Source organism: Arthrobacter terrae, from assembly GCF_015708085.1.
GTDB lineage: Bacteria > Actinomycetota > Actinomycetes > Actinomycetales > Micrococcaceae > Arthrobacter_M > Arthrobacter_M terrae.
The window spans coordinates 157,188-180,112 of sequence record NZ_JADNYM010000004.1 but is presented as its reverse complement, the minus strand read 5'-3'; the positions used below and the strand labels follow the sequence as shown (position 1 = coordinate 180,112).

At 64.3% G+C, this 22,925-nt stretch carries 18 protein-coding genes; 8 read left to right on the top strand and 10 right to left on the bottom strand.

Annotated features, from left to right (window positions below):
- Positions 1–2 precede the first annotated feature (2 nt).
- The gene (locus IV500_RS04070) at positions 3–1,520 is read right to left on the bottom strand and encodes an ABC transporter substrate-binding protein (RefSeq protein WP_196395531.1); all 1,518 of its coding nucleotides are present in this window, start codon (positions 1,518–1,520) and stop codon (positions 3–5) included.
- 140 nt (positions 1,521–1,660) lie between these two features.
- Between IV500_RS04070 and IV500_RS04065 the strand changes: the two genes are divergently transcribed.
- Positions 1,661–2,446 carry a FadR/GntR family transcriptional regulator gene (locus IV500_RS04065; RefSeq protein ID WP_196395530.1) on the top strand — a complete coding sequence of 262 codons (786 nt, stop codon included), beginning with the start codon at positions 1,661–1,663 and terminating at the stop codon, positions 2,444–2,446.
- Between the two features lie 30 nt (positions 2,447–2,476).
- Here the strand turns inward: IV500_RS04065 and IV500_RS04060 are convergent, their stop codons facing one another.
- A complete protein-coding gene (locus IV500_RS04060; RefSeq protein ID WP_196395529.1) occupies positions 2,477–3,859 on the bottom strand; it encodes an FAD-binding oxidoreductase in 1,383 nt (460 codons plus the stop codon).
- Positions 3,860–3,956: 97 nt separating this feature from the next.
- Here IV500_RS04060 and IV500_RS04055 point away from each other — a divergent pair, with 97 nt between their 5' ends.
- Together IV500_RS04055 and IV500_RS04050 are read left to right on the top strand one after the other, a co-directional pair.
- On the top strand, positions 3,957–4,742 hold the full coding sequence (locus IV500_RS04055) for an SDR family NAD(P)-dependent oxidoreductase (RefSeq protein ID WP_196395528.1): 786 nt from the start codon (positions 3,957–3,959) through the stop codon (positions 4,740–4,742).
- Between the two features lie 170 nt (positions 4,743–4,912).
- The gene (locus tag IV500_RS04050; RefSeq protein WP_230854439.1) at positions 4,913–6,277 is read left to right on the top strand and encodes an MFS transporter; all 1,365 of its coding nucleotides are present in this window, start codon (positions 4,913–4,915) and stop codon (positions 6,275–6,277) included.
- Between the two features lie 89 nt (positions 6,278–6,366).
- Here IV500_RS04050 and IV500_RS04045 read toward each other — a convergent pair whose 3' ends face one another.
- The 8 genes from IV500_RS04045 to IV500_RS04010 form a co-directional block, all read right to left on the bottom strand.
- Positions 6,367–6,624 carry a type II toxin-antitoxin system RelE family toxin gene (locus tag IV500_RS04045; RefSeq protein WP_196395527.1) on the bottom strand — a complete coding sequence of 86 codons (258 nt, stop codon included), beginning with the start codon at positions 6,622–6,624 and terminating at the stop codon, positions 6,367–6,369.
- Positions 6,621–6,884, bottom strand: a complete 264-nt coding sequence (locus IV500_RS04040) for a type II toxin-antitoxin system Phd/YefM family antitoxin (RefSeq protein ID WP_230854438.1) — start codon at positions 6,882–6,884, stop codon at positions 6,621–6,623. The genes IV500_RS04045 and IV500_RS04040 overlap by 4 nt, the downstream gene beginning before the upstream one ends.
- Positions 6,885–6,946: 62 nt before the next feature.
- Complete coding sequence (locus tag IV500_RS04035) at positions 6,947–7,636, bottom strand: GntR family transcriptional regulator (protein WP_312875825.1); 690 nt, start codon at positions 7,634–7,636, stop codon at positions 6,947–6,949.
- Positions 7,617–9,341 (bottom strand): dipeptide ABC transporter ATP-binding protein, encoded by a 1,725-nt coding sequence (locus tag IV500_RS04030; RefSeq protein WP_196395525.1) that lies wholly within the window; start codon positions 9,339–9,341, stop codon positions 7,617–7,619. The genes IV500_RS04035 and IV500_RS04030 overlap by 20 nt, the downstream gene beginning before the upstream one ends.
- Positions 9,325–11,163 (bottom strand): gamma-glutamyltransferase family protein, encoded by a 1,839-nt coding sequence (locus tag IV500_RS04025; protein ID WP_196395524.1) that lies wholly within the window; start codon positions 11,161–11,163, stop codon positions 9,325–9,327. Before IV500_RS04025 ends, IV500_RS04030 begins: the two co-directional genes overlap by 17 nt.
- A 5-nt stretch (positions 11,164–11,168) precedes the next feature.
- A complete protein-coding gene (locus IV500_RS04020) occupies positions 11,169–12,065 on the bottom strand; it encodes an ABC transporter permease (RefSeq protein WP_196395523.1) in 897 nt (298 codons plus the stop codon).
- Positions 12,065–13,018: an ABC transporter permease gene (locus tag IV500_RS04015; protein WP_196395522.1), complete on the bottom strand. Its 954-nt coding sequence runs from the start codon at positions 13,016–13,018 to the stop codon at positions 12,065–12,067. Before IV500_RS04015 ends, IV500_RS04020 begins: the two co-directional genes overlap by 1 nt.
- 7 nt (positions 13,019–13,025) lie before the next feature.
- Entirely contained in the window at positions 13,026–14,711 is a 1,686-nt protein-coding gene (locus IV500_RS04010) for an ABC transporter substrate-binding protein (RefSeq protein WP_196395521.1), read from the bottom strand.
- Positions 14,712–14,814: 103 nt separating this feature from the next.
- On the opposite strand from IV500_RS04010, the gene IV500_RS04005 reads away from it, so the two are divergent.
- From IV500_RS04005 to IV500_RS03980, 5 genes are all read left to right on the top strand, one after another.
- A complete protein-coding gene (locus IV500_RS04005; protein WP_312875824.1) occupies positions 14,815–15,576 on the top strand; it encodes a YoaK family protein in 762 nt (253 codons plus the stop codon).
- A 353-nt stretch (positions 15,577–15,929) separates the two neighbouring features.
- The gene (locus tag IV500_RS03995; protein WP_196395520.1) at positions 15,930–17,372 is read left to right on the top strand and encodes a DUF3375 domain-containing protein; all 1,443 of its coding nucleotides are present in this window, start codon (positions 15,930–15,932) and stop codon (positions 17,370–17,372) included.
- Complete coding sequence (locus IV500_RS03990) at positions 17,369–18,109, top strand: DUF4194 domain-containing protein (protein WP_196395519.1); 741 nt, start codon at positions 17,369–17,371, stop codon at positions 18,107–18,109. The genes IV500_RS03995 and IV500_RS03990 overlap by 4 nt, the downstream gene beginning before the upstream one ends.
- Positions 18,106–21,582 carry an ATP-binding protein gene (locus IV500_RS03985; RefSeq protein WP_196395518.1) on the top strand — a complete coding sequence of 1,159 codons (3,477 nt, stop codon included), beginning with the start codon at positions 18,106–18,108 and terminating at the stop codon, positions 21,580–21,582. Before IV500_RS03990 ends, IV500_RS03985 begins: the two co-directional genes overlap by 4 nt.
- Entirely contained in the window at positions 21,572–22,888 is a 1,317-nt protein-coding gene (locus IV500_RS03980) for a Wadjet anti-phage system protein JetD domain-containing protein (protein ID WP_196395517.1), read from the top strand. The genes IV500_RS03985 and IV500_RS03980 overlap by 11 nt, the downstream gene beginning before the upstream one ends.
- Positions 22,889–22,925: the final 37 nt, after the last annotated feature.

Here is a 22,925-nt window from a genome sequence, read left to right as displayed (position 1 = left end):
AGCTACTTCCAGCCTGCGGCCGTTAGGTCCAGCGCCTCGGTGACAGAGTTCTTCGGCAGCCCCGTTACGTCGGCCTTAGCCACGATCAGATTCGGGAAGAGGAACAGGACGTCAACTGCCGCATCATCGGTGATGGTGCGGACAACCTTCTTCATCCCTTCCACGTAACCGGCCTCATCCGCGGCGTCTGCCGTCTGCGCCAGGTCTTTGATCTTGGAGTTGTCATAGCCGATGTAGTAATTCGGGTTATTGAAGGCAGTCAACAGGTCACGGCTTTCCACTGCCAGGATCACTGACATCTGATAATCATGCTTGGTAAATACCTTGTCCAGCCACACCGCAGGGAATTCGGCGGTTTCGATCGTGGCGTCAATGCCCACGTCGGCCAGCTCGGAAACCACGATCTGCGAAACAGCCGTGGCGTAGGGGCGGGTGGGAACGGTAAAGGTGATCTTTAGGTTCTCCGCGCCGGCTTCCTTCAGCAGTGCCTTGGCCTTTCCCGGATCGTGGGGGTAGACCCCATTTAGATCCTCGTAGTAAGGATCGGTGGGTGGAACGGGAGCTCCCACCAACGTGCCGTGGCCGCTCCACGCGGTATCCAGCACGGCTTTGCGGTCAATGGCGTACATAACGGCCCGGCGCACCCGCACGTCGTTGAACGGGGCCACCTTGTTATTCATGGTCAGTTCCACCTTGCCATTGGATGTGCCATCCAGAATCTGGAAGGACTTGTCCGATTCGAAGGTTGGCAGCAGCTCCGGGGCCTGCATGTTGTACACAACGTCTACGTCGCCTGAACGGAGCGCATTTGTCGTCGCTGTCGCGTCAGCGAAGTAGCGCAGGGTTAGGGTCTTCACCTTTGGCGCCTGACCCCAGTATTTATCGCGGGCCGTCATCGCGATGGCTTCACCGGGTTTCCAGGATTCAACGGTGAACGGACCGGTGCCGACGGGCTTGTTCGCCAGATCCTGTACTCCGGACGGATCAAACATGGCCCCGACCGGGGTACCCATGTCGAACAGCCAGGCGTTGCTGGGACGGCTCAGTTTGACCTCGACCTCGGAGTCGCTGAGAACATCAATGGAATCCACCACGTCCATTTTCGTCTTCAGACTCGAGACCCACCCCGTCTTCACGCGTTCCAGACTGAACTTGACGTCGTCGGCGGTGAAGGCCTCTCCGTTGGAGAACGTCACCCCGGGATGCAGCTTGAATGTGTACGTCTTTCGGTCGTCACTGAGCGTCCAGGACTCGGCCAGCGAGGGCTGAATCCTGCCGTCCTGATCAATCTTTACCAGGCCCTCATACACATTGGACATCAGCGCCTGCGGGATGGCGGCACCAGCTGTCCTGGTGAAATCCAGATTGGTGGGCGGCCCGGTCAGGGCGACGGTTAAGGAGGTTTTACCTGCGCTCTTCGCCTCCGATCCGCCACTGGAGCCGGCGGAACACGCGGTCAGGGACATTGCGGCGGCCAGCAGCACCGCAGCTGCCAGTCTGTAATGCTTCGTTCGGCGCATGAGATGGCTCCATCGGCTGGTCCGGGGTTCTAAAGCGATGTGATCCATATAACATCACTACAAGGCACTAATGCTACCTAGTTCACTGGTCTGACCAGCTATTTCTTTCCTGAGTTTGCCCAAACTACCGAAAGATTTCCATGAATCCGCTGAGCTCCCCCGGACCTGCTGCTGTTACATTCTCGCCCGTCGTTCCCGTGCTGACCTACGAACGCGTAGTTGAGCAAATTGAGCAAGCCATTGTAGGCGGCGAGGTCCACCCCGGCCAGCGGCTGCCCAGCGAACGCGAGCTCATGGTGCAGTTTTCCGTAAGCCGGTCCACTATCCGCGAGGCTTTGCGGGTGCTCCAGGCCCAAGGTCTAATTGCTTCCCGGCCAGGCGGCCGCGGCGGCGCGGAAATCCTGGCACCATCGCCGGACGTCCTGGGCCGGTCTTTCAGCACCATGGCACGGGTCGCATCGCTATCGCTGTCCCAACTGGTGCAGTTTCGCATTGTGCTGGAAAGCTCCGCCTGCCAGCTCGCCGCGGCGCTGCGGACCGACGAGCAGGTGGCGACGATGGGCGAAGCCATCGCAGTGATGGAAGCCGAGGTGGTGAACGGCTCGGAGAGCTTCAACCGTGCCGATCTGGACTTTCACGCCACCGTTTGGGCCGCGAGCCAGAACGATCTGCTGCAGATCTGCGGCCAGGCTGTCTCCGGGTCAATCCTGAAACTGATGGACGACAGGATGGGCCGGGCCACGGACAAAAGCCGTGCCATGACGGACTCCCTGGAACGCGATCAGGCGATCTTTGCCGCGATCGTAGCCGGAGACAGCACGCGCGCCGGGAACTGTGCGCGAAACGCCATCGCGACGTATTTCAGCGAATATCTGGACGAGTGCGGCGCCCATGGCCTTCAGGCCCTTGGGGCAGTCATCGACTGACCGCGTCAATCGGATTGTCCCCTGCGGCTATCAGGCGGGGAACGCCTTGCCCGGGTTAAGGACTCCCTGCGGATCCAGCGCAGCTTTAACGCTGCGGTGCAGAGCGATCACCCGCGGAGAGAACTCCGCCAGCATTCCCGGCAGCTTCAACAGTCCAACACCATGTTCGCCCGTCGTGGTACCGCCCAGTTCCAGTGCGTCCGCCACAATCTGATCGAACGCGTCCTTCGCGCGCGACTTGGCGCCGTCGTCATCTACGGGGGCAATGATCAGCGGGTGCAGGTTGCCATCGCCGGCATGGGCAATGTTGGCGATCTTGGTATTGAACCGCCGCGCAGTGTCCTCGATCCGCCGGAGCATTTCCGGCACAGCGGTCCGCGGCACGCAGACGTCCTCGGTCAGGACAGGGCCCAGCCGCTCCAGCGCCGGGTAGGCGAGCCGTCGGGCCAGAAACAATTCCTCGGCATGCTCGGCGCTGAGCGACCGTTCTGCCTTGGTTGCACCCGCTGCGGTGAAGATCGCATGCAGCTCCTCGGTCAATTCCTCTCCCCTGGTCCCCGGTTCATCCACCGATGCCAGCAGCAGTACGCCGCCCTCCTGGGATAAGCCGAGCTGCTGCCAATCGTCCACGGCCTGCAGACACGTTCGGTCCACCAGTTCCAGCGCGGCGGGAATGATCCCTGCCCTGCTGACCGCCGCCACGGCATTTCCGGCGTCGACTAAGTCAGCGAAGTAGCCCGCGACAGCCCGGTTTTCCCGGCCTGCCAACGGCAGCAGCTTCAGCGTGGCCTCAGTGACGATGCCCAATGTCCCCTCCGAACCGACCAGGAGGGCCGTCAGATCGTAGCCGGCGACGCCCTTGGCTGTGCGCCGGCCAAGGTCCACCACCGCACCGTCGGCCAGCACCACTTTCAGCCCCAGGACGTAATCCCGGGTCACCCCGTACTTTACGCAGCACAACCCGCCGGCATTGGTGGCGATATTGCCGCCGATGGTGGAAATTTTGTAGCTGGCAGGATCGGGCGGGTACCAGAGGCCCTGCACGGCGACGGCCCGGCGGAGCGAATCGTTGAGGATACCGGCCTGCACGCGGACGTAGCGCTCGTCGGGGTTGATTTCCAGGATCTCTGTCATCAGCTCCAGGGTGAGCACTACCGAGTCCGCTACCGCATTGGCCCCGCCGGAAAGCCCGGTTCCGGCTCCGCGGGGAACAATCCGTACGCCGGTGGAAGCTGCGATCAGGACTACCGCGGCGACCTCTTCCGTAGAGGCCGCACGCACTACAGCCAGCGGCGGCACAAAGTCGGCCCATTCGGCGTCGTCATGGCTATAGGCAGCCAGCGCTTGTGGATCGGTTAGAAGACGATCCGCCGAGACGACTTTGCGCAGTCGCGCCAGGAGTTCAGTGCTCATTCTCCGCACGCTACCATGCAACGCCCGCACGGCGACGCGTGTTCTACGACGGGGCTATACTCGCCTGACCAACACCGGACAGCGCGAGGAGACCGTCATGGCACAATCCGTAAAGGCACTTTTTGACCTCAGTGAGCGCAAGGCCGTCGTGGTGGGTGGCGGGAGCGGTTTGGGCCAGGCCGGAGCTCTGGCTCTTGCCGAATTCGGCGCACATGTGGTGGTAGGCGATTTCAATATGGCCGCGGCCGAGGAAACGGTCCGGCAGATTACTGCGGCCGGCGGCACAGGGCAGGCCTGCGAGCTGGATGTGACAAGTACCGACGCCGTCACCGCAGCTGCCGCGGAACACTCCGACGCCGAGGTCCTGGTGATTACGCCCGGTTATAATGCCCGCAAGCGTCTGCTCAACACCACCGATGAGGACTTCGACAAAGTCATCGACGTCAATCTCAAGGGCACCTACCGGCTGATGCGGGCCTTCGGGGCTACCATGGCCGGGCGTGGCAAGGGTTCCATCATCACCTTCGCCAGTTTCCGTGCGCTGGTGGTGGAACCTGGCCAAGGCATTTATGCTGCGGCCAAGGCCGGCGTCGTCCAGCTGACCAAAACTATGGCCACCGAGCTGGGCACCGCTGGTGTCCGGGTGAATGCGCTGCTGCCCGGTGCCTTCGAAACCCCGCTAACCCGGCAAATCAAGGACGATCCGCAGTGGTGGAGCGCTTATGAACAGAAAAGCCCGCTCAAACGCTGGGGCCAGCCGCACGAGCTCGCCGGCGCCATCGTCTTCCTCGCCTGTGACGCGAGCTCGTTCGTAACCGGTTCCTCAATGCTGGTCGACGGCGGTTGGATGGCCAATGACGGCCGCTTCGAGCCCAAGGTTTAACGGCCAGCGACAAACGGCCAGCGAAAGCCGACCGCATCGTTTCTGGCCATAATTTCAGGCTAACCGCGTGCCGAAGCTGGACCAGGCGGCGTACCGGGAGTAGACAAGAGGCAACACCGAACACCACCAGTGCATCGCACGCCGATGTATCAGTTCAATGAGGAGCCTTCATGACGATTAATTCTCATCCGGCACCGGCCGCAGACGTAACCATGCGTAAACGCGTAATGCGCAAGGTCGCCTGGCGGCTTTCGCCGTTCCTCGGCTTGCTCTACTTCATCAACTATCTGGACCGGACCAATATCGCTTTCGCAGCTCCCCACGGGATGAACGCGGCCCTTGGGTTCACCGCCAGCACCTTTGGGCTAGCATCCGGACTGTTTTTCGTCGGCTACCTGCTGCTGGAGGTGCCCAGCAACCTGGCCCTGCACAAATTCGGCGCCCGGCGGTGGATAGCCAGGATCATGGTCAGCTGGGGCATCATCGCCACCATCATGACCTGGGTGCCCAACGCCGGCACCATGTACGTGCTCCGTTTCCTGCTCGGCGTGGCGGAGGCCGGCTTCTTCCCCGGCATTATTTTGTACCTGACATTCTGGTTTCCCAAACGCGAACGCGCGCGCGCTGTCGCACTGTTCATGCTGGCTGTGCCGCTCTCCTCCGCCATCGGATCCCCACTGTCGGCCTGGCTGATCACTTCCGGCCACCAGGTGTTCGGCGGCCTGGACGGCTGGCGCTTCATGTTCCTGGTTGAGGGTCTCCCGGCCATCATCGTGGGCATTATCTGCTGGTTCTACCTGACCGACCGGCCGGCCGACGCAAAATGGCTTGACGAGGACGAACGGGTCTGGCTGAGCCGCGAGATGGAGGCCGAAGAGGCGCAGACCGCTCAGCGCTACCACGTGACGCTGAAGCAAGCTCTGACGCAGGGTCGGATCTGGGCCCTTGCCTTTGTCTACTTCGGCATTGTCTACGGCCTCTACGCCATCGGATTCTTCCTGCCCACCATCATCGCCGGGTTCAAAAAGGAATTCCACACCGACTTCTCCGTGCTGCAGCAGGGCTTCATCGTGGCCATCCCGTACGTATTCGGCTGCTTCTCCATGTACTTCTGGGCCAAACACGGCGACAAGACCGGCGAGCGCGTCTGGCATGTGGCCCTTCCGACGATTGTTGGCGGCATCGCCATCCCGATCGCCCTCTACCTGAGCTCCCCGGTCGCAGCGATGATCGCCATCACCGTCTGCACCATGGGCATCTGCGCGGCGCTTCCCACGTTCTGGCCGCTGCCCACCATGTTCCTCTCAGGTGCCGCAGCCGCCGCGGGCGTGGCCCTGATTAACTCCGTGGGCAATACCGCCGGCTTCATCGGGCCATACGTCACCGGATGGCTGGCGGATATCACCGGCACCCAGCAGGCGGGCATGTGGGTCGTGGGGCTGGCGATGGTGGCAGCCGGGGTGGTGGCGCTGATCCTTAAGGCCGCGCCGAAGTCCGACGACGACGAAATGGTTAAGGCAGACCGGCTGGGCTAGGCGCTTGCATCCAGCCTAAAACGTGGCGGGCGCCTCCTGTGGAACCGCGCTCGGATCAGGCGGCCAGATGGAACGTGGGCGTGAAGCAGTCAGCGTTCGTAGACGCTGCGGCGATGACCGAGTGTGATCACTGCGACAACGAGGATGTTGTCGTCAACCGTGTAGATGATGCGGTAGTCCCCGATGCGAACCCGGAGACCGGGACGCCCCTGAAGTGCTTTAGCACCTGGCGGCCGCGGTTCCTCACCGAGGAGCGCGATTGCCCCACGAATGCGGTCGCGATCCTGATGGTCAATTCGTTTCAACGCGCGAACTGCGGCAGGACGCAGCTCGACCTGGTAGCTCATGTCCAGCCCAGATCGGCCTTCACCTGAGCCCAGGGGATATTGGGGCCCTCCTCTGCCATCGCCTCGTCGAACGCGGCGACATCTTCGGCGTCTTCGAGCGCTTCGAGCATCCGCTCGTAGTGCTCGGGACTGACAACCACCGCGGCGCGCTGACCGCGGCGCTCGATGAACACCGGTTCGATCTTCGAGCGGGCGATCACGTCTGAAAGGTGGTTACGTGCGTCTGCGACGCTGACCCTGGACATAATCATAGTGTACATTCGTACACCTTGAGATGTACATGAATAGCTGCCGACAGAAAAGTCATGCGACAGCTACTTTCCTACGGGGCAAAACGGTCCATGTATCCGGTCCGGGACTGGTGCACGTGGCCACCCATCCGCTGTTCCGCGGTGGAAACGTCACCGGCGTCGATAGCGGCCATGATGGAACGGTGTTCGTTCCAGGCCTGCCTGCCGCGGGAACCGACATCGGCGGCGTACAGCCATTCAATTTTTCCGGCAATCTGGCGCAGCAGCGCGGTCAGGGATGCGCTTGCGCTCAACTCGGCGACGCCGAGGTGAAAACGGACGTTGAGCTCAGGCAGGAGGTTCAGGGAGTCCGCCTCGATGGCGGCGTCACCGGAATCCAGGATCTCCGCGATGTCCTTGCGCGTTTTCCACCAGTGGCTGTCGGGGACACCGACAGAAAACTGGGCCGCCGCCTGCTTGGCGGCCCGCCGCGCGGTTGCCGCTTCGAGGGCCTCCCGCACGGCAAACAGGTCGTCGGCGTCGTCCACCGGAATGGCCGCGACGGTGGAACCGGCATATGGTTTGGACTCGACGAAACCCTCGGCCTCCAGTGCGTGCAGGGCCTCGCGGACCGGCACCCGGGAGATGCCGTATTTTTCACCAAGCGAGGCCTCGGTGATGCGTGTTCCGGCCGAGAGCGCGCCGGAAATAATATCCCGGCGGATCTCGTCCTGGACGCGCTGCTTCGGTGCGGGCGCGTCCCTAACTGGCGAATGCGGCACCGGGGATCGCTCCAAGTAACTCTTTCGTGTAATCGTCCTGTGGCGCGAGGAACACCTGATCCACATCGCCGTTTTCGATCACTTTACCGGATTTCATCACCACCACGTTGTGGGCAATCTGCCGGACGACGGCCAGATCATGGGTTATGAAGAGGTAGGTCAGCCCCAGCCGCTGCTGCAGATCTGCCAGCAGTGACAGGATCTGGTCCTGCACCAGAACGTCAAGGGCGGAGACGGCCTCGTCACAGATGATCAGCTCCGGCTCCAGCGCCAAGGCCCGGGCAATCGCAACGCGCTGGCGCTGTCCGCCGGAGAGTTCATTTGGACGCCGCTGGGCCACGGTCCGCGGCAGTGCCACCTGGTCCAGCAGTTCCGCCACCCGCTGCAGCCGGCTCTGCTTACCGCCGACCTTGAAGATGCGCAGCGGCTCGTCGATCAGCCGCTCGATGCTGAACGTCGGGTCCAGCGACCCGTATGGATCCTGGAAAACCGGCTGTACCCTCCGCCGCAGCCCCCTCCGGTCGCTGGCATTGCTGCCGGTGATGCTCTTGCCCTCAATCAGGGCCTCGCCGCCGGTCGGATTCTCCAGCCCCAAAATCATCCTGGCTACCGTGGTCTTACCGGATCCGGACTCGCCGACTATCGCCGTCGTCGTGCCGCGCGCTACGGTGAAGCTGACGTCGTCGACCGCCGTCACCAGGGAGCCTCGCTGGCCCCGCAGCCGGAACTCCTTGCGCAGGTTCCGTACGCAGAGAATCGGTTCGACGGCGACCTGTCTGGGCGCGCCGGTGTTCAGTACCGCGGCCGGAACGGACGACGAGGGCGCCACGGTCGCCGCTGCAGTCGCGGCAACCGACGGTGCCGCGGCGACCAGACGCTGCGTGTACTCCTCCTGGGGTGCCAGCAGGATCTGCGCCGGCGTGCCGACCTCCACAATCCGCCCCTCGGACATCACGATGATGCGGTCGGTGCGGTCCGCGGCGAGCCCCAAATCGTGCGTGACGAACAGCAGGGAGGTGCCACGTGCGTCGACCAGCGTCTGCAGGTGGTTCAGGATCTGCCGCTGCACCGTGACGTCCAGCGCCGAGGTCGGCTCATCGGCAATCAACAGTTCCGGCTCGCCCGCGAGCGCGATGGCAATGAGGACGCGCTGGCGCATCCCACCGGAAAATTCATGCGGATACTGCCCGTAACGCCGTTGCGCATCGGGAATTCCTGCTTCTGACATCAGTTCCACGGTCCGCCGCTTGATGTCCGCCCCGCCCCGCAGCCCGTTAGCTGCCAAAGCGTCGGCAATCTGCGCACCGACCTTCATGGAGGGGTTCAGGTTGGACATCGGATCCTGCGGCACCAAGCCGATCCGCCGGCCCCGGATGGACCGCATCCGGGATTCGGACATCGCAGCCAGATCGTCGCCGTCGAGAAGGATCTGGCCCTTGGAAATGCGGCCGCTGCCGGGCAGCAACCGCAGGATGGCCCCGATGGTGGTGGATTTGCCGGAGCCGGACTGCCCCACGATCGCCACGCGTTCACCGGCCCGCAGGTCAAAGCTGACGTTGTGCAGCACCGGGGAGGACGCTGGGCCGAAGCTGACCTCCAGATTCCTGACCTGCAGAATTGACCGCCGGTTTGTCCTTTCAGTGCCCTGTGTAGTTCCGCCGCTCCCGGCTTCGACGTCCCGTGGTGTTTCAGCGTCCTGCTGCATATCCCTGCGCTCCTCTTGGATTAGCGGACGCCTTCAGTACGCCCGTGTGCGGATCCCGGACAACGGAAGAGAGCCGCCCGAGGGCCCAGTCGCCGGCCCGGGTGACAAGATGCCCGCGGCGCTCCAGCTCCCCGATGACGTCTTCGCCCAATCTGTCCTCCACCACGGCTCCACCGGGGGTCCAGGTGCGGGGAAAAAATGAACCCGGGATGCTGGTGGTGTGCAGGGCGGGGGCGTCCACAGCCTGCTGCGGGGTGTAACCCCCGACGATGGTCCGCAGCAGGTACAGCAGCTGCCACTGGTCCTGCTGATCGCCGCCCGGTGATCCCAACGCCGCGACCGGCTGGCCGTCCTTGAGCACCAAGGTAGGTGTCAGGGTGGTCCGCGGCCGCTTTCCCGGGGTGAGCGTGGAGGGTGAGCCCTCCTCCAGCCAGGTCATCTGCAGCCGCGATCCGAGGGCAAAGCCCAGCTCGGGGATGGTCGGGGAAGACTGCAGCCAGCCGCCGGAGGGGGTCGCGGAGATCATATTCCCCCAGCGGTCCACCACATCGATATGGCAGGTGTCGCCGCGGGTCTCCCCGGTATCCATCACCGTCGGTTCGCCAACGCCGGCAAAGGTCGTGTCGCTGCCGTTCGCCGCGCCTGCGGTGCCAACTGGCACCGGCGGCAGGTATTCAACGCGCAGCGGCGGGGTGAAAACGGTCTGTCCGGGCAGCGACCCGGGGCGGAACTCGTGGGATGCTTTTTCGCCGATCAGGGAGCGGCGGATGGCCGCGTATTCCGGGCTCAGCAGCCGGTCCATGCTCACGTTGGAATCGCCGTAATAGGATTCCCGGTCCGCGATGGAGAGTTTCTGTGCCTCCAGGATGGTGTGGGCGCCCAACGCCGTAGAGGGGTCCAGATATTCGTCCGGAAAACCATCCAAAATGGCGAGCGTCTGCAGCAGCGCGGGGCCTTGGCCCCAAGGACCGGTCTTGGCAATCGTGTAGCCGCGGAATTCGAGCACGGTGGCGGGCTCGTAACCGGCGGTGAAACCCGCGAAGTCTGCTTCCGTCATCACACCGGCCAGGTCCGTGCCGGAGGAGTGCCGGTGCGGGATCTGCGTGAAGGCGGCCGCTGCTGCGGCCACGAAACCCTCCCGCCATTGGGTCCGGGCCGCGTCGATGCGCGCCTCGCGCGATGCCGTGGTCACTTCCGTTCCTGCCGCGACCAGGCGGTCCAGCACCCGCGCGTAGGCCTCATTTTTCAGGATCTCGCCCTCCTCGGGGATGCGCCCGTCCGGCATCCAGAGCGCGGCCGAGGTGGGCCAGTGCTCGGTAAAGAGGTCCGCCACTGACGCGATGGTACTGCCCACCCGGGCAAGCGCCGGGTGTCCATTGCGCGCGTAGCCAGTGGCGAAGGCCAGGATGTCAGCCAGTTCCCAGGTGCCGTGGTCCCGCAGCAGCATCAACCAGCCCTCCACCGCTCCCGGCACCGCGGCAGCGAGACCACCGGCGCCGGGGACCAGGTCAAGGCCCTGGGCCAGATAGTGCTCCGGCGTGGCGGCCGCCGGAGCCGGCCCCTGCCCCATCAGGACCGTGGGCTCGGCGGGATTCTCCGCCGTGGCGAAGACCGCCGTCATGTCTCCGCCGGGTCCGTTCAGGTGCGGCTCCACCACGTGCAGCACAAAGGCGCCCGCTGCGGCGGCATCGAAGGCGTTCCCGCCGCGCTCCAGCACAGCCTGCGCAGTCGCCGTCGCCAGCCAGTGTGTTGAGGCGCTCATGCCGAAGGTGCCCTGCAGGGTGGGACGTGTGGTGAAGGAATCAGGTGTTGTGAAGGTCATTAAGGTTACTTTCGGCTGGTATTGGTGGGGTCCAGGGCGTCGCGCAGGGCGTCCCCGAAGAGATTGAAAGCCAGGCAGATCACCGCGATGCCGATACCGGGGAAGATCGCGGCCGTCGGCGAGCGGAAAATGTACTGCTGCGCGTCGGAGAGCATAATGCCCAAACTTGGCGTGGGCGGCTGGATGCCCAGCCCGAGAAAAGACAGCAGGGCCTCACCAATCACGGCCACGGGCATAATTACGGTGGCCTGGACAATGATCGCCGATGCCGCATTCGGGAGCACATGCTGGAAAATTATCCGCAGGCCCGAGGCATCCATGGACATGGCTCCGAGCACAAAATCGCTCTCCTTGATCCGCAGCGTTTCACCGCGTACCACCCGGATCATGGTCGGAATGTGGGCAATGCCCAGTGCGATGGCGGCATTGGTCAGGCTCGGACCGCTGATGGCGGCCAGCCCGACGGCAATGATCAGGAACGGGAAAGCCAACGTGACGTCGGTTAGCCGCGAGATGATCGCATCCAGCCATTTCCAATAGCCCGCCAGCAGGCCCAGCGGCGTCCCGATCACCACGGAGAGCACCACGCACAGCGCTCCGACCTCCAGCGACGCGCGGACGCCAAAGACCATCCGGGAGAAGATGTCCCGGCCCAGATCATCGGTGCCCAGCAGGAATCCGACGGTGCCGGGCTTCTGGAACGGGGTGGCAAAGTGCACTTCCGCGGGGCCATACGGGGCAATCAACGGCGCGAAGATGGCCACCAGCACCACCAGAACCAGCAGCACTGCGCCCACCATGCCGAGCGCGTTACCGCGCAGTGATCGCCAGATCCGGCCGCGTGCGGAACCTAAACCCGCCGCGCTGGCGTCCGTACGTGGGTCAACAACGGTAATAGCCATCAGTTACTTCCTCCGACACGGATTTTCGGATTGACGACGGAGTACAGGATGTCCACCGCCAGATTGATCACAATGTAGCTGAGGGTGATAACCAGCACGACGGCCTGAATGACCGGGTAGTCGCGGGTGAAGACGGCATCCAGTGTCAATTTCCCGAAGCCCGGCAGCGCGAAGATCCGCTCGGTGACGACGGCTCCGGAAATGAGGCCGCCCAACTGCAGGCCCACGATTGTCACCACCACGATCAGGGAGTTGCGCAGCCCGTAACGGAACAGCACCCGCCCGGCGCCCAGTCCCTTGGCATTGGCCGTGCGGACGTAATCCGTTTTCATGGTCTCGATCATTGAGGCCCTGGTCTGCCGCATAATCACCGCCGCGAGCGACGTCCCCAGGATCACGGCCGGCAGCGTCAGGTAGTACAGCCCCTTGAGTGGATTGGCCACCACATCGACATACCCCGAGGCCGGGAACCACCCAAGCGTGACGGCGAGGTAGAGAATGGCTAAAATTCCCAGCCAAAAGTTTGGCACGGACAGCCCGATCAGGGCGAAGCCGTTGGTAATCCATTCCGGCCAGCGTCCCCGGAACCGCTCGGCGATGACGCCAAAGACAATGCCGACGATGACGGCGACCACGATCGCGTAGGCGGACAGCCAAAGGGTCACCGGCAGCGTGGTGGCTATCAGGTCCGTCACCGGGGTGCCGGTGCGGGTGGAATTACCGAAATCTCCGTGCAGCAGCTTGCCCAGGAAGGCAAAGTACTGATGGGGAACGGACTGATCCAGGCCCAGCTGCGCGCGGACAATGGCCAGCTGTGCGGGAGTCGCTTCTTCCCCCGCCATGGCCAGTGCGGGGTCCCCGGGAAGGGCCCGGACGCCGACGAAAACGACTATGGAGGCCAGCACCAGAGTCAATGCCGACTGCCAGAGCCGGGTGGCTACGTATCGGATCATGTCCGCTTTATCCCTTCTTCTTATTGGCCAGCGCCTGGTCAACAAACGCGGCACCGCTCAGGTGCACCACGCCATCGGCATAGGTTTGGATTCCGGCCACATTCGTCGTGTAAGCGGTCAGGCTGCGCACCCGGTACAGGTAGATGATCGGGTTGTCCTGCTGGACCTTCGTCACCGCCTGCCCGTACAGCGCGGCCCGTTGGCCGTCGTCGTTCGTTTGCGACGCCGTCGTGAGCAGCTTGTCCATCTCTGGACTGCTGTAGCCGGAGACATTGTTGCCCCCTCCGGTGGAGAGGAAGTTGAACATGTTCCCGTGCGGGTCAACGCGCCCGGACCAGCCCAACTGAAGCAGCGAAAAGTCACCGCGGTTCTGCACATCCAGCAGCGTGGAATACTCCACCGGCTGGATGGTCAGGTCAAAGCCGCCCTCGGCGACGGCCGCCTGCAGCGCCTGCGCAAAGCGCAGCGTATCCGGGGTGTTGCTGACCAACATCTTCAGCGGATACGGCGTCTGCGCACCTGCCTGCTTCAACAATTCCTTGGACTTCACCGGGTTAAATTCCGGGCAGGCCTCGGACGCCTCTGACGTGAAAGGGCTCGACGGCGTAATAGGCGAACAGGCGCCCTGGTACCAGTTGTTGAAGACCGTATTCACCAACGCCTTGCGGTCAATGGCCAGCGACAGCGCCTGACGCACCAGCGGGTCCTTGGCCAGGGGAGTGTCGATGGTGCCGTACGGCTTACCGACTCCGTTGGTGTTCCCCATATTGACCGTAAGCCCCTGGTAGCCGAGCGAACCTACCTGCAGCACACCCACATCTTTTTGCTGCATCAGCGCGTCCACGTCCTGCGGCGAGATGGAGTCCGCCACCTGCACGTCCCCGGAGCGCAGGTTTGCCGCACGGATATTTGAATCGGTCATGATCCGGTACGTGATGCTGTCCAGATGGACATTCTTCGAGTCGTAGTACAGCGGATCACGCTGGACCGTGATGGAAGTCTGCGGAACGCGATTGACGAACTTGAACGGTCCGACGCAGACCGGATGATCCCCGAACGCGGCACCATTGTCCGCGAGCGCCTTGGGTGAGAGGATCATGCCGGCGCGGTCCGCGAGCGCGGCGGTCAGCGGGGCAAACGCCTTCTTGTAGGTGATCTGCACGTGCGTGTCGTCCACCGTGGTGATGCCCGCGATGGGCCCCAATTCGCTCTTGCGGCCGGAGCCCTTCAGATTCAGCCCGCGGTCCAGGGTGACGCGGACCGCCTCGGCATTGAACTTCGTGCCGTCGGCAAAGGTTGCGTCGCCGCGCACCGCAATGGTGACGGTTAGCCCGTCCGGGGAAATCACCGGCAGCGCGGTGGCCAGCTGCGGGACAATCCTGCCGTGGGCGTCAATGTCATAGAGCTTCTGGCACATGGTCTGCATGACGTAGCGGGTGTACAGCGACGAGGACGTGGTCGGATCCAGCCGGTCCGGTTCCGCAGAAAGCGCCATCACCAGGTTCCCGCCCTCGGTGATCTTTTGGCCGGCCAGCGGTACGGACGTAACATCGGCCCGCTCCGGCGCCGCCTCCGGCTGCTGAATCGGCTGGCAGGCGCTGGTGCCCAGGGCCAGGGTCACGGCGGCGGCCAGGGTAAGGAGGGTGCGCGCACCGGGAAGGCGGCGGCGAACGTGGTGCTCTGCGAGCGGCATACGGGCCCCGATCGGTCTGAGATGTGTGACATTGCATACAATTGCTCCTTAGAACCTAGACTTTGTATTCTGCAATTACAAGAGTTTGAGTGAGGATCCTGCCGTGACACCGAAATTTTCCGTCTCCACAGAGCGTCTGCACTTGTGCCTGATGCTCACCCTGACCTTTTCCACCGGCGTCGTGGACGCCGTCGGCTACCTTGGGTTGGACCGCGTCTTCACCGGAAACATGACCGGGAACGTCGTCCTGCTCGGCATGGCCTTCGCCGGGGGCGCCAACCTGCCCATCCTCCGCCCCGCGCTGGCACTGCTCTTCTTCATGCTTGGAGCGGCGCTGGCCGGGCGTGCCCTGCGCAAGGCTCCCGAAGGCTGGTCGCACCGCACGTCCGTAGCCCTGCTGATGACGGCAGCAGGCATCACGGCCCTGGCATTTTTCGTCGGCTTTGCCCCGGTGCAGGGCAATGAAATTCTCGGCAGCATCACCACCTCGGTTCTTGCCCTGACGATGGGTATCCAGGCTGCTACCGCCAAGCGGCTCAAGGTTGCCGAAATCACCACCGTTGTGGTCACTTCCACCATCACCGGCCTGGCCTCCGAGTCCCGTCTTGCCGGCGGGAAAAGCCCGCACTGGGTCCGCCGGGCGCTGGCCATCGGCCTGATCATGCTCGGGGCAGTGGCCGGAGCCGCCGCACTGCACCTGCACCTGTGGATGGGCCTGGCCATCTCCGCCGTGCTCGCCTCCGCGGTGACGCTGATTGGCCACCGGCGATGGCTGCAGGAAAACGCCACGTCGGGCGCCGGCGACGGCGGGAGCGGTAAATCTGCCGGGGCCGGCCCCTCGAATGCGGCGTCTGTTTCTGCCTGACGCTCCGGTAGGCGGTTCCGCTGGCGGGTTCATCGATCGTCTGAAAGGAACCAAGCCTGCAGCACGACGGCGTAGCGCCGGCCCTTCTGTTCGTGGCCCTTGCCCGGCGCAGGCAGCCGGTAGACCTCACCCTTCATGCAACGAGGCTATGTCCTGCTGGATCGCCAGAATCTCGGCAAGGTCCGACGCGTCGTCCTTGATGGCCACACCCGTTTCAGACGGACGGGGCTGCTACAGCGGGTGCGACGGTCTTTGCGGGTGCGGCCATGGTGACCGCGGTGCCGCAGCGGGTGTCCATTAGCATGGAAGCAGGCACAGAGCCGGGAACCGGGCGGCCGCAGCGGAGGAACAAAATGGACTACTACGCGATAAATGCGCTGCGTGAAAACCACGCCGGGTGGTCCCTGCTCCGCGCCCAAAACGCGCCGCTGGCGGTGTGTCTTTTTATGACGGCCTTCACCGGGCCGAACCAGCGCAACATCGGCCGCCAGCAGCTGATCGATGTCCTCGACGACCTGCTGTTTGGCCTCCGTGACTCCTTCGGCGAGGACCGGTTTCCCCGCCCGGCGTCGGAGTATCTGGACGACTGGGCGGCACCGGAGCGGGCGTGGCTGCGAAAATATTATCTGCCCGGTCAGGATGAGCCGCGCTATGACCTCACCGCCGCGTCCGAGGACGTGGTCCGGTGGGTGGAGAGCCTGCGCGGCCGTGACTTCGTGGCCACCCAGTCACGCCTCACCAGCATCTTTGCGGTGCTCAAGACCCTGGTCCAGCAGTCCGAGACGGACCCGGAGGTGCGCCTTGCCGAGCTGGCACGCCAGCGCGACGGCATCGACGCGGAGATGGAACGGATCCGCAGCGGCAACGTTCGCGTGATGAGCGCCCCGGAGGCCCTGGACCACTTCCAGCAGTTGACCACACTGGCCAAGGACCTGCTCTCGGACTTCCGTGAGGTGGAGCAGAACTTCCGCAGGCTGGACCGCCAGGTCCGGGAACAGATTGCCACCTGGAACGGCAGCCAGGGCGAGCTGCTGGCGTCCATCTTCGCCAATCAGCAGGACATTAACAGTTCGCTGCAGGGCCGCACGTTTCAGGGTTTCTGGGATTACCTCATGTCCCCGCAGCTTCGCACAGAGCTGCGGGATCTGTTGGAACGCGCCACTAAAATCGAGGCCCTCGCCGGTGTGGAGAACCTGCAGGCGGTAACCACGCTGCATCAGGATTGGCTGCCGGCCGTGGAACAGACCCAGGGTACCGTCCGGCAGCTGTCCGCACAGATGCGCCGCCTGTTGGATGACAAGGTGTTCCTGGAAAACAAGCGGATCATGCAGCTGGTACGGAGCATCGAATCCGGCGCCCTTGCCTTGCGCATGCAGACGCCGGCCGGCGTGTTCACCGAACTCCCGGCGCCAACGGTGGAAGTCGCGTTGCCGTTTGAGCGCCCGCTGTATGAGCCGAGCCGGCGCACCGTGGTGGACGACGATGTTGTGACCGCCGACGACGCCGACGTGGACGCGGGCGCGTTGTTCAGCCAGTTCCACGTGGACCCGGAACGGCTCCAGGCCTACATCAACGATGTCCTTGCCGACGCGGGCCAGGCGACCCTCGGGGAAATCACCTCCGCACATCCGCTGTCCCAGGGCCTGGCCGAAATCGTGGCCTACTACCAGCTGGCCACGGATTCGGACTGGGCCAGCATCGACCCCGAAACCGTGCAGCAATTGTCCTGGACCCTGCCGGATGGCAGCATCCGGGAAGCCACCGTTGACCAGATCGTGTTTGGAAGGCCCGCATGAGCAGCACCGGGCAACACGGAAACACCGAGCAGGGTACCCGCACGCCCGAGGAACTTCCCGTCGTCGTCACACGGCTGTTCAAGGGAGTGGTCTACGCCGAGGCCGACGAGAAGCTGTGGCAGTCGCTGCTGGGGCTTCTCTCCCAGGTCCGGGACTACGTTGCGGTGCTGGGTTTAGACCTGATCCTGGATGAGTCGGAGGGATACGCGTTCCTGCGGTCCCGCGAGGATGCGGACGGCACGCTGCCCCGGCTGATTCCGCGCCGCCAGCTGACCTTCAACGTCAGCCTGCTGCTGGCGCTGCTGCGCGGGCGGATGCTTGAATTCGACACGAACAGCAGCGAACTGCGGCTGATCATGACCGAACAGGAGATTGCGGATATGGTCGCGGTTTTCCTTCCGGAAGCGAGCAATGAGGCCCGCATTCTTGACCAGCTCGGCACCAACATCAAAAAGGTGGCGGAGCTGGGCTTCCTGCGGAAACTGCGCGGACAGCTTGGCACATACGAGGTGGCGCGCATCCTCAAGGCCTACGTGGATGCGCAGTGGCTCGAAGAGTTTGACGCCCGGCTGGCGGACTACCGGGCATCGCTCGGCGGTGCCGTGGGAGAAAGTCCAGCCGTGGGAGAAAGTCCACCCGAAACCCCGTCGCAGACCGCCGACACTGACACCGCTCCCGACGACACTGCCACCAATGACACTGCCACCAACGGGACCATGGAGGTACACGGCCGATGACCACCGAGCTGCAGGACAGCCTCTTCACCCTTGAAGAGCCCGAGAATTTACCGGACGACGGCGGCATACAGCCGGGGTTCCGACTGCACCGTTTGGAACTGCTGAACTGGGGTACGTTCCACGAGGGAGTGCGCGTGTTCCGGCTGGAGGGCGACAACAGTCTGCTGACCGGGGACATCGGTTCGGGGAAATCGACAGTGGTGGACGCCATCACCACACTGCTGCTGCCGGCGAACCGTATCGAGTACAACAAGGCCGCGGGCGCGCAGAAGAAGGAACGCAGCCTGATGTCCTACGTGCGCGGCTTCCACAAGAGCACCCGCGGCACCGGCGGCGAGCACTCCAAGCCGGTCGCGCTGCGCGGAACCGGCGCGCTGAGCGTGGTCCTGGGCGTCTTCCATAACGCTGTCCTGGGCAAGTCCGTCACGCTGGCCATCACCCTTTGGGCAACGCAGGAGGCGGGCCAGCCGAACCGCTTCTACTCCCTCGCCGAAACAAATCAGTCCATCGTGGCGGATTTTTCGCACTTCGGCAAGGATCCGGCCAGGCTCAAGAAGAAGCTGCGGGCCCAGGGCGTATCCGTCCATGATTCCTTCGACCCCTATGCCGCCGCGTTCAAACGGCAGTTTGGCATTAGCGGGAACCAGGCCATGGACCTGTTCCACCGCACGGTGTCGATGAAGCAGGTGGAGAACATCACCTCCTTTGTGCGCACCAATATGCTCCAGGACGACGACGCCGGCAGCCGGATCCGTACCCTGATCCACCACTTCGATGACCTGAAGAAGGCACACGACGCGGTGCTGCGCGCGAAGCACCAGATCACGCTTTTGACGCCCATCCAAGACGGCGCCGCAACCCACGCCCGGCTGAGCGCCGAGGACGAGCTGGCCCGTGCACAGCGGGACCAGCTGCATCCTTGGTTTACCGACCGCAGGCTGGCGCTAAGCCGCGAACACCAGGGCGAGCTGGAACGCACCGGCCACCGGCTGGAAGCGGACAGCAATAAGCTGACCACGGACATCACCGCGCTGCGGCATGAACTCTCCGCTATTCAGGAGGACATCCGCAGCAACGGCGGTGGCCGGCTGGAGGCCATCTCCGCCGAGGTGGCGCGGCTTGCCGGTGAATCCCGGACGCAGCGGCAGCGCTTCGAAACCTACGCCTCGGCGGCCGCGGAACTGGGCCTGCAGGCACCCGAAAACCGTGTCGTCTTCGACGCCAACCGCGCACGGCTGGAGGCGGTGGAGGCGGACCTGGGCGGCCAAACGGCAAAACTGCACGGCAGCCGCACCGCTCTGACCGTCACCCGGGCGGAACTGGCCGGACGGGCAGCGGAGCTTACGGCGGACCTGACCAGCCTGCAGGCCCGAACCAATCTGCTCCCCCGGGCCCAACTGGAGCTCCGCCATCGGCTGTCCGAGGGCACCGGCATCACCGAAAGCGCTCTACCGTACGCCGGCGAGCTGCTGCGCGTGCGCGACGGCGAGTCCCTGTGGGAGGGCGCCGCGGAACGAACTCTGCGCGGCTTCGCCCTGTCCCTGCTGGTTCCGGACGAGCACTACGCGGCCGTCAGCAACTGGGTGGACGGCAACAACCTGCGCGGCCGGCTGGTCTATCTGCGGATCCAGGACACCTACTCGCCCAAGGCCGCCGCGCCGGGAACCCTCGCCGCCAAGATTGCCATTAAGGCAGGCACGCCGTTCCGCGACTTCCTGCTCGACGAACTCTCCGGCCGCTTTGACCACTTCTGCGCCGCCAGTATGGAGGATTTCCGCCGTCATCCCAAGGCGCTGACGGCCAACGGCCAGCTCAAGGGCGGCCGCGGCAGGCATGAGAAGGATGACCGCAAGGACCTGGCGGACCGCAAAAACTTCGTGCTCGGCTGGGACAATCACGACAAGGTCAGCCGCTTCCACGCGGAACTCGACGATGTCACCGGCCAGCTGGCCGGCACGGATGCGCAGCTGGCCACGGTGGACGCGTCGCTGGGGAAGCTTGGCCGGGCGAATCAGCAGCTCGGCAGCCTGCGCTCCGTCGCGGACTTCGACGAGATCGGCTGGCAGCTCACGGCCCGCCGCATCGAGGAACTCAAGGAGGAAAAACGTCAGCTTGAATCCGCCAGCGATATCCTGGCACAGCTGACGGCCAAGGAAGCGGATACCCTGCTCCGGCTGGGACGGCTGGAAGAGCAGACCGGGAAAATCCAGCAGCGCCTGGGCGCCAACGAAAAAGACGGCAAAGACATTGCCGAGGCAATCGAGGAATGCCGTACGGTCCTCGCCTCGAGTCCCCTGACGGAGGACGGCGGCGTGCTGGCCGCCGTCGCCAGGCTTGCTGCCGCTGAACTCACCGGCAAGCCGCTCACGTATCGGAACACCGCAACGGTGGAGAGTACTGTGCGGACCGGGCTGACGGAAACCATCGATGCGCTGACCAAACGCATCGCCCGGGCAGCGGAGAGCACGGTGCGGCAAATGGCCGATTTCCGGAACAAATACCCGAACGAAACGACGGAAATCGACGCGTCGCTGGAATCCGCCGGCGACTTCAACAGACTCCTGGCAGAGCTGGTCAGCAACGATCTGCCCCGTTTCGAGGCGCACTTCAAGGAGTCACTGAACCAGAACACCATCCACGAGGTGGTGGCCTTCAACGCCTTCCTGGACAGCCGGCGGCAGGACATCGTGAACCGGATCGGCGAAATCAATGTCTCCTTGGCCGGCATCGAGTACAACCCGGGCCGGCACATCCAGCTGGAGCACCAGAACACCACGGACCTTGATGTGCGCCAGTTCGGCATCGATCTGCGGGCCTGTTCGGAAGGGACCATCGGGGACGACGACCAGTACTCGGAACAGAAATACCTGCAGGTGGAACGGCTGATCGAACGGTTCCGCGGGCGCGACGGCTTCACCACCCTGGACGAGAGGTGGACCGCCAAGGTCACGGACGTGCGCAACTGGTTCACCTTCTCCGCCTCGGAGAAGTGGACGGAAACCGGCGAGGAATACGAGCACTTCACCGATTCCGGCGGCAAATCCGGGGGCCAGAAGGAGAAACTGGCGTACACCATCCTGGCCGCTGCTCTGGCCTTCCAATTCGGGCTCGGCGCGGGCAAGAGGTCCGGTGCCGGACGGCCTAGTGCCGGACGGGCTGGCGCCGGACGGGCTGTGGACAACGGCCGCAGCTTCCGCTTCGTGGTCATTGACGAGGCCTTTGGCCGCGGATCCGACGAATCCGCCAGATACGGTCTGGAGCTCTTCCAGCGGATGAAGCTGCAGCTGCTGATCGTCACGCCGCTGCAGAAAATCCACGTAATTGAGCCGTTCGTCTCCCATGTCGGCTTCGTGGCCAATCCCAACGGCAATGATTCCCAGCTGCGGAATATGACCATCCAGGAATACCGTGCCGAGCGGGACAAGCGGGCGGACCGGGACGTACATGCCGCGCAGGACATACATGCGGGCTGAACCCCGGCACTCCTGGACCACCGTGGCCCGGCTGCGCGCCCTGTCCGAGGGTTCCTGGGACCGAGGCCAACTGCTGCGCGAACTGGTGGAGCCCACCGGAGCCTATCCCCGTCGTCGCCCACTGAAACGGCCCACGGCCACCGAACTGCGCAATGACTACCCCGCTGCCCGCACTTGGGCCGCCGAGCTGTTCGCCGCGGCCCGGAAATTTTCTCTGGAAACCACGGAGGCCGGGCGCACCACCATCGGGCCCAACACACTCCCCTCCGCCGCTGTCTTCGCCACCGTCGAGGACGAAATCGCCTTCGCCGGCAGGACCCAGGACGCCGTACGGTTCCGGAAACTGGCTGCGGAGCTCACCGAACTCGATCCTGGGCTGGCCAGCTGGGGTGCCAAGCGCCCGCTGCAGCTGCTGGAGCTCGACGGCGCGGCGCTGACTGCCGCCCGCGCCGCCCGCTGGCTGCGGGACAACCCCGCGCCCGGCATCTACGTCCGCCAGCTCAGCCTCCCCGGCGTGCACACCAAATTCATCGAAACGCACCGCCGGACCATCGATGACATGGCCGCAGCGCTGGCGAGGGCTGACGCGGTGGAAGGGGACGCCGGGACGCGGGAAGACGTGACCGGGGCGCGGGAAGACGTGACCGGCGAGCAAGCTATCGACGAAGATTTGACCGGTGCAGGTCTGACCTGCGAACCCGCGGGAAATGCCCTCCTCGAAGACTCAGCCGCGCGGACCCCGGCAGCACGTTTCGCCGACCGCCACGGGTTCCTGCATCCGCCCGAGCAGGTCCGCTTCCGCGTCCTGGACCCCGGCATGCCCGCCCTGGGCAGTGCGCGGGACATTACCGTCACGGCCGACGCTTTCGCCTCCCTCCGCCTGCCCGTGCACACCGTCATAATCACGGAAAACCTGGTGAACTTCCTGGCCCTGCCCGAACGCCCCGGGACGCTTGCCCTCTTTGGCCGCGGCTACGGCTTCTCGGCCCTGCGGGAAGCGCAATGGCTTAGGCACTGCGGAATCCTCTACTGGGGAGACCTGGACACTCACGGCTTCCGCATTTTGGACCAGCTGCGGGCGGTGCATCCACACGTGGTCAGTCTCCTGATGGACAAGGAGACGCTGCTGGCCCACCGCGACGCCTGGGGACACGAGCCCTCCCCCTCGCGGGCCACGCTGACCCGGCTGACCGAGGCCGAATCCGCCGTCTACAAGGCGCTGGGAAGCAATGAATACGGCCCGGCCGTCCGGCTGGAACAGGAACTCATCCGCTGGGATTGGGCGCTGGAGCGGCTCCTGCGCTGACTTGGTGCCGCGGGCCGGAACGTGGACATTCTGGTTC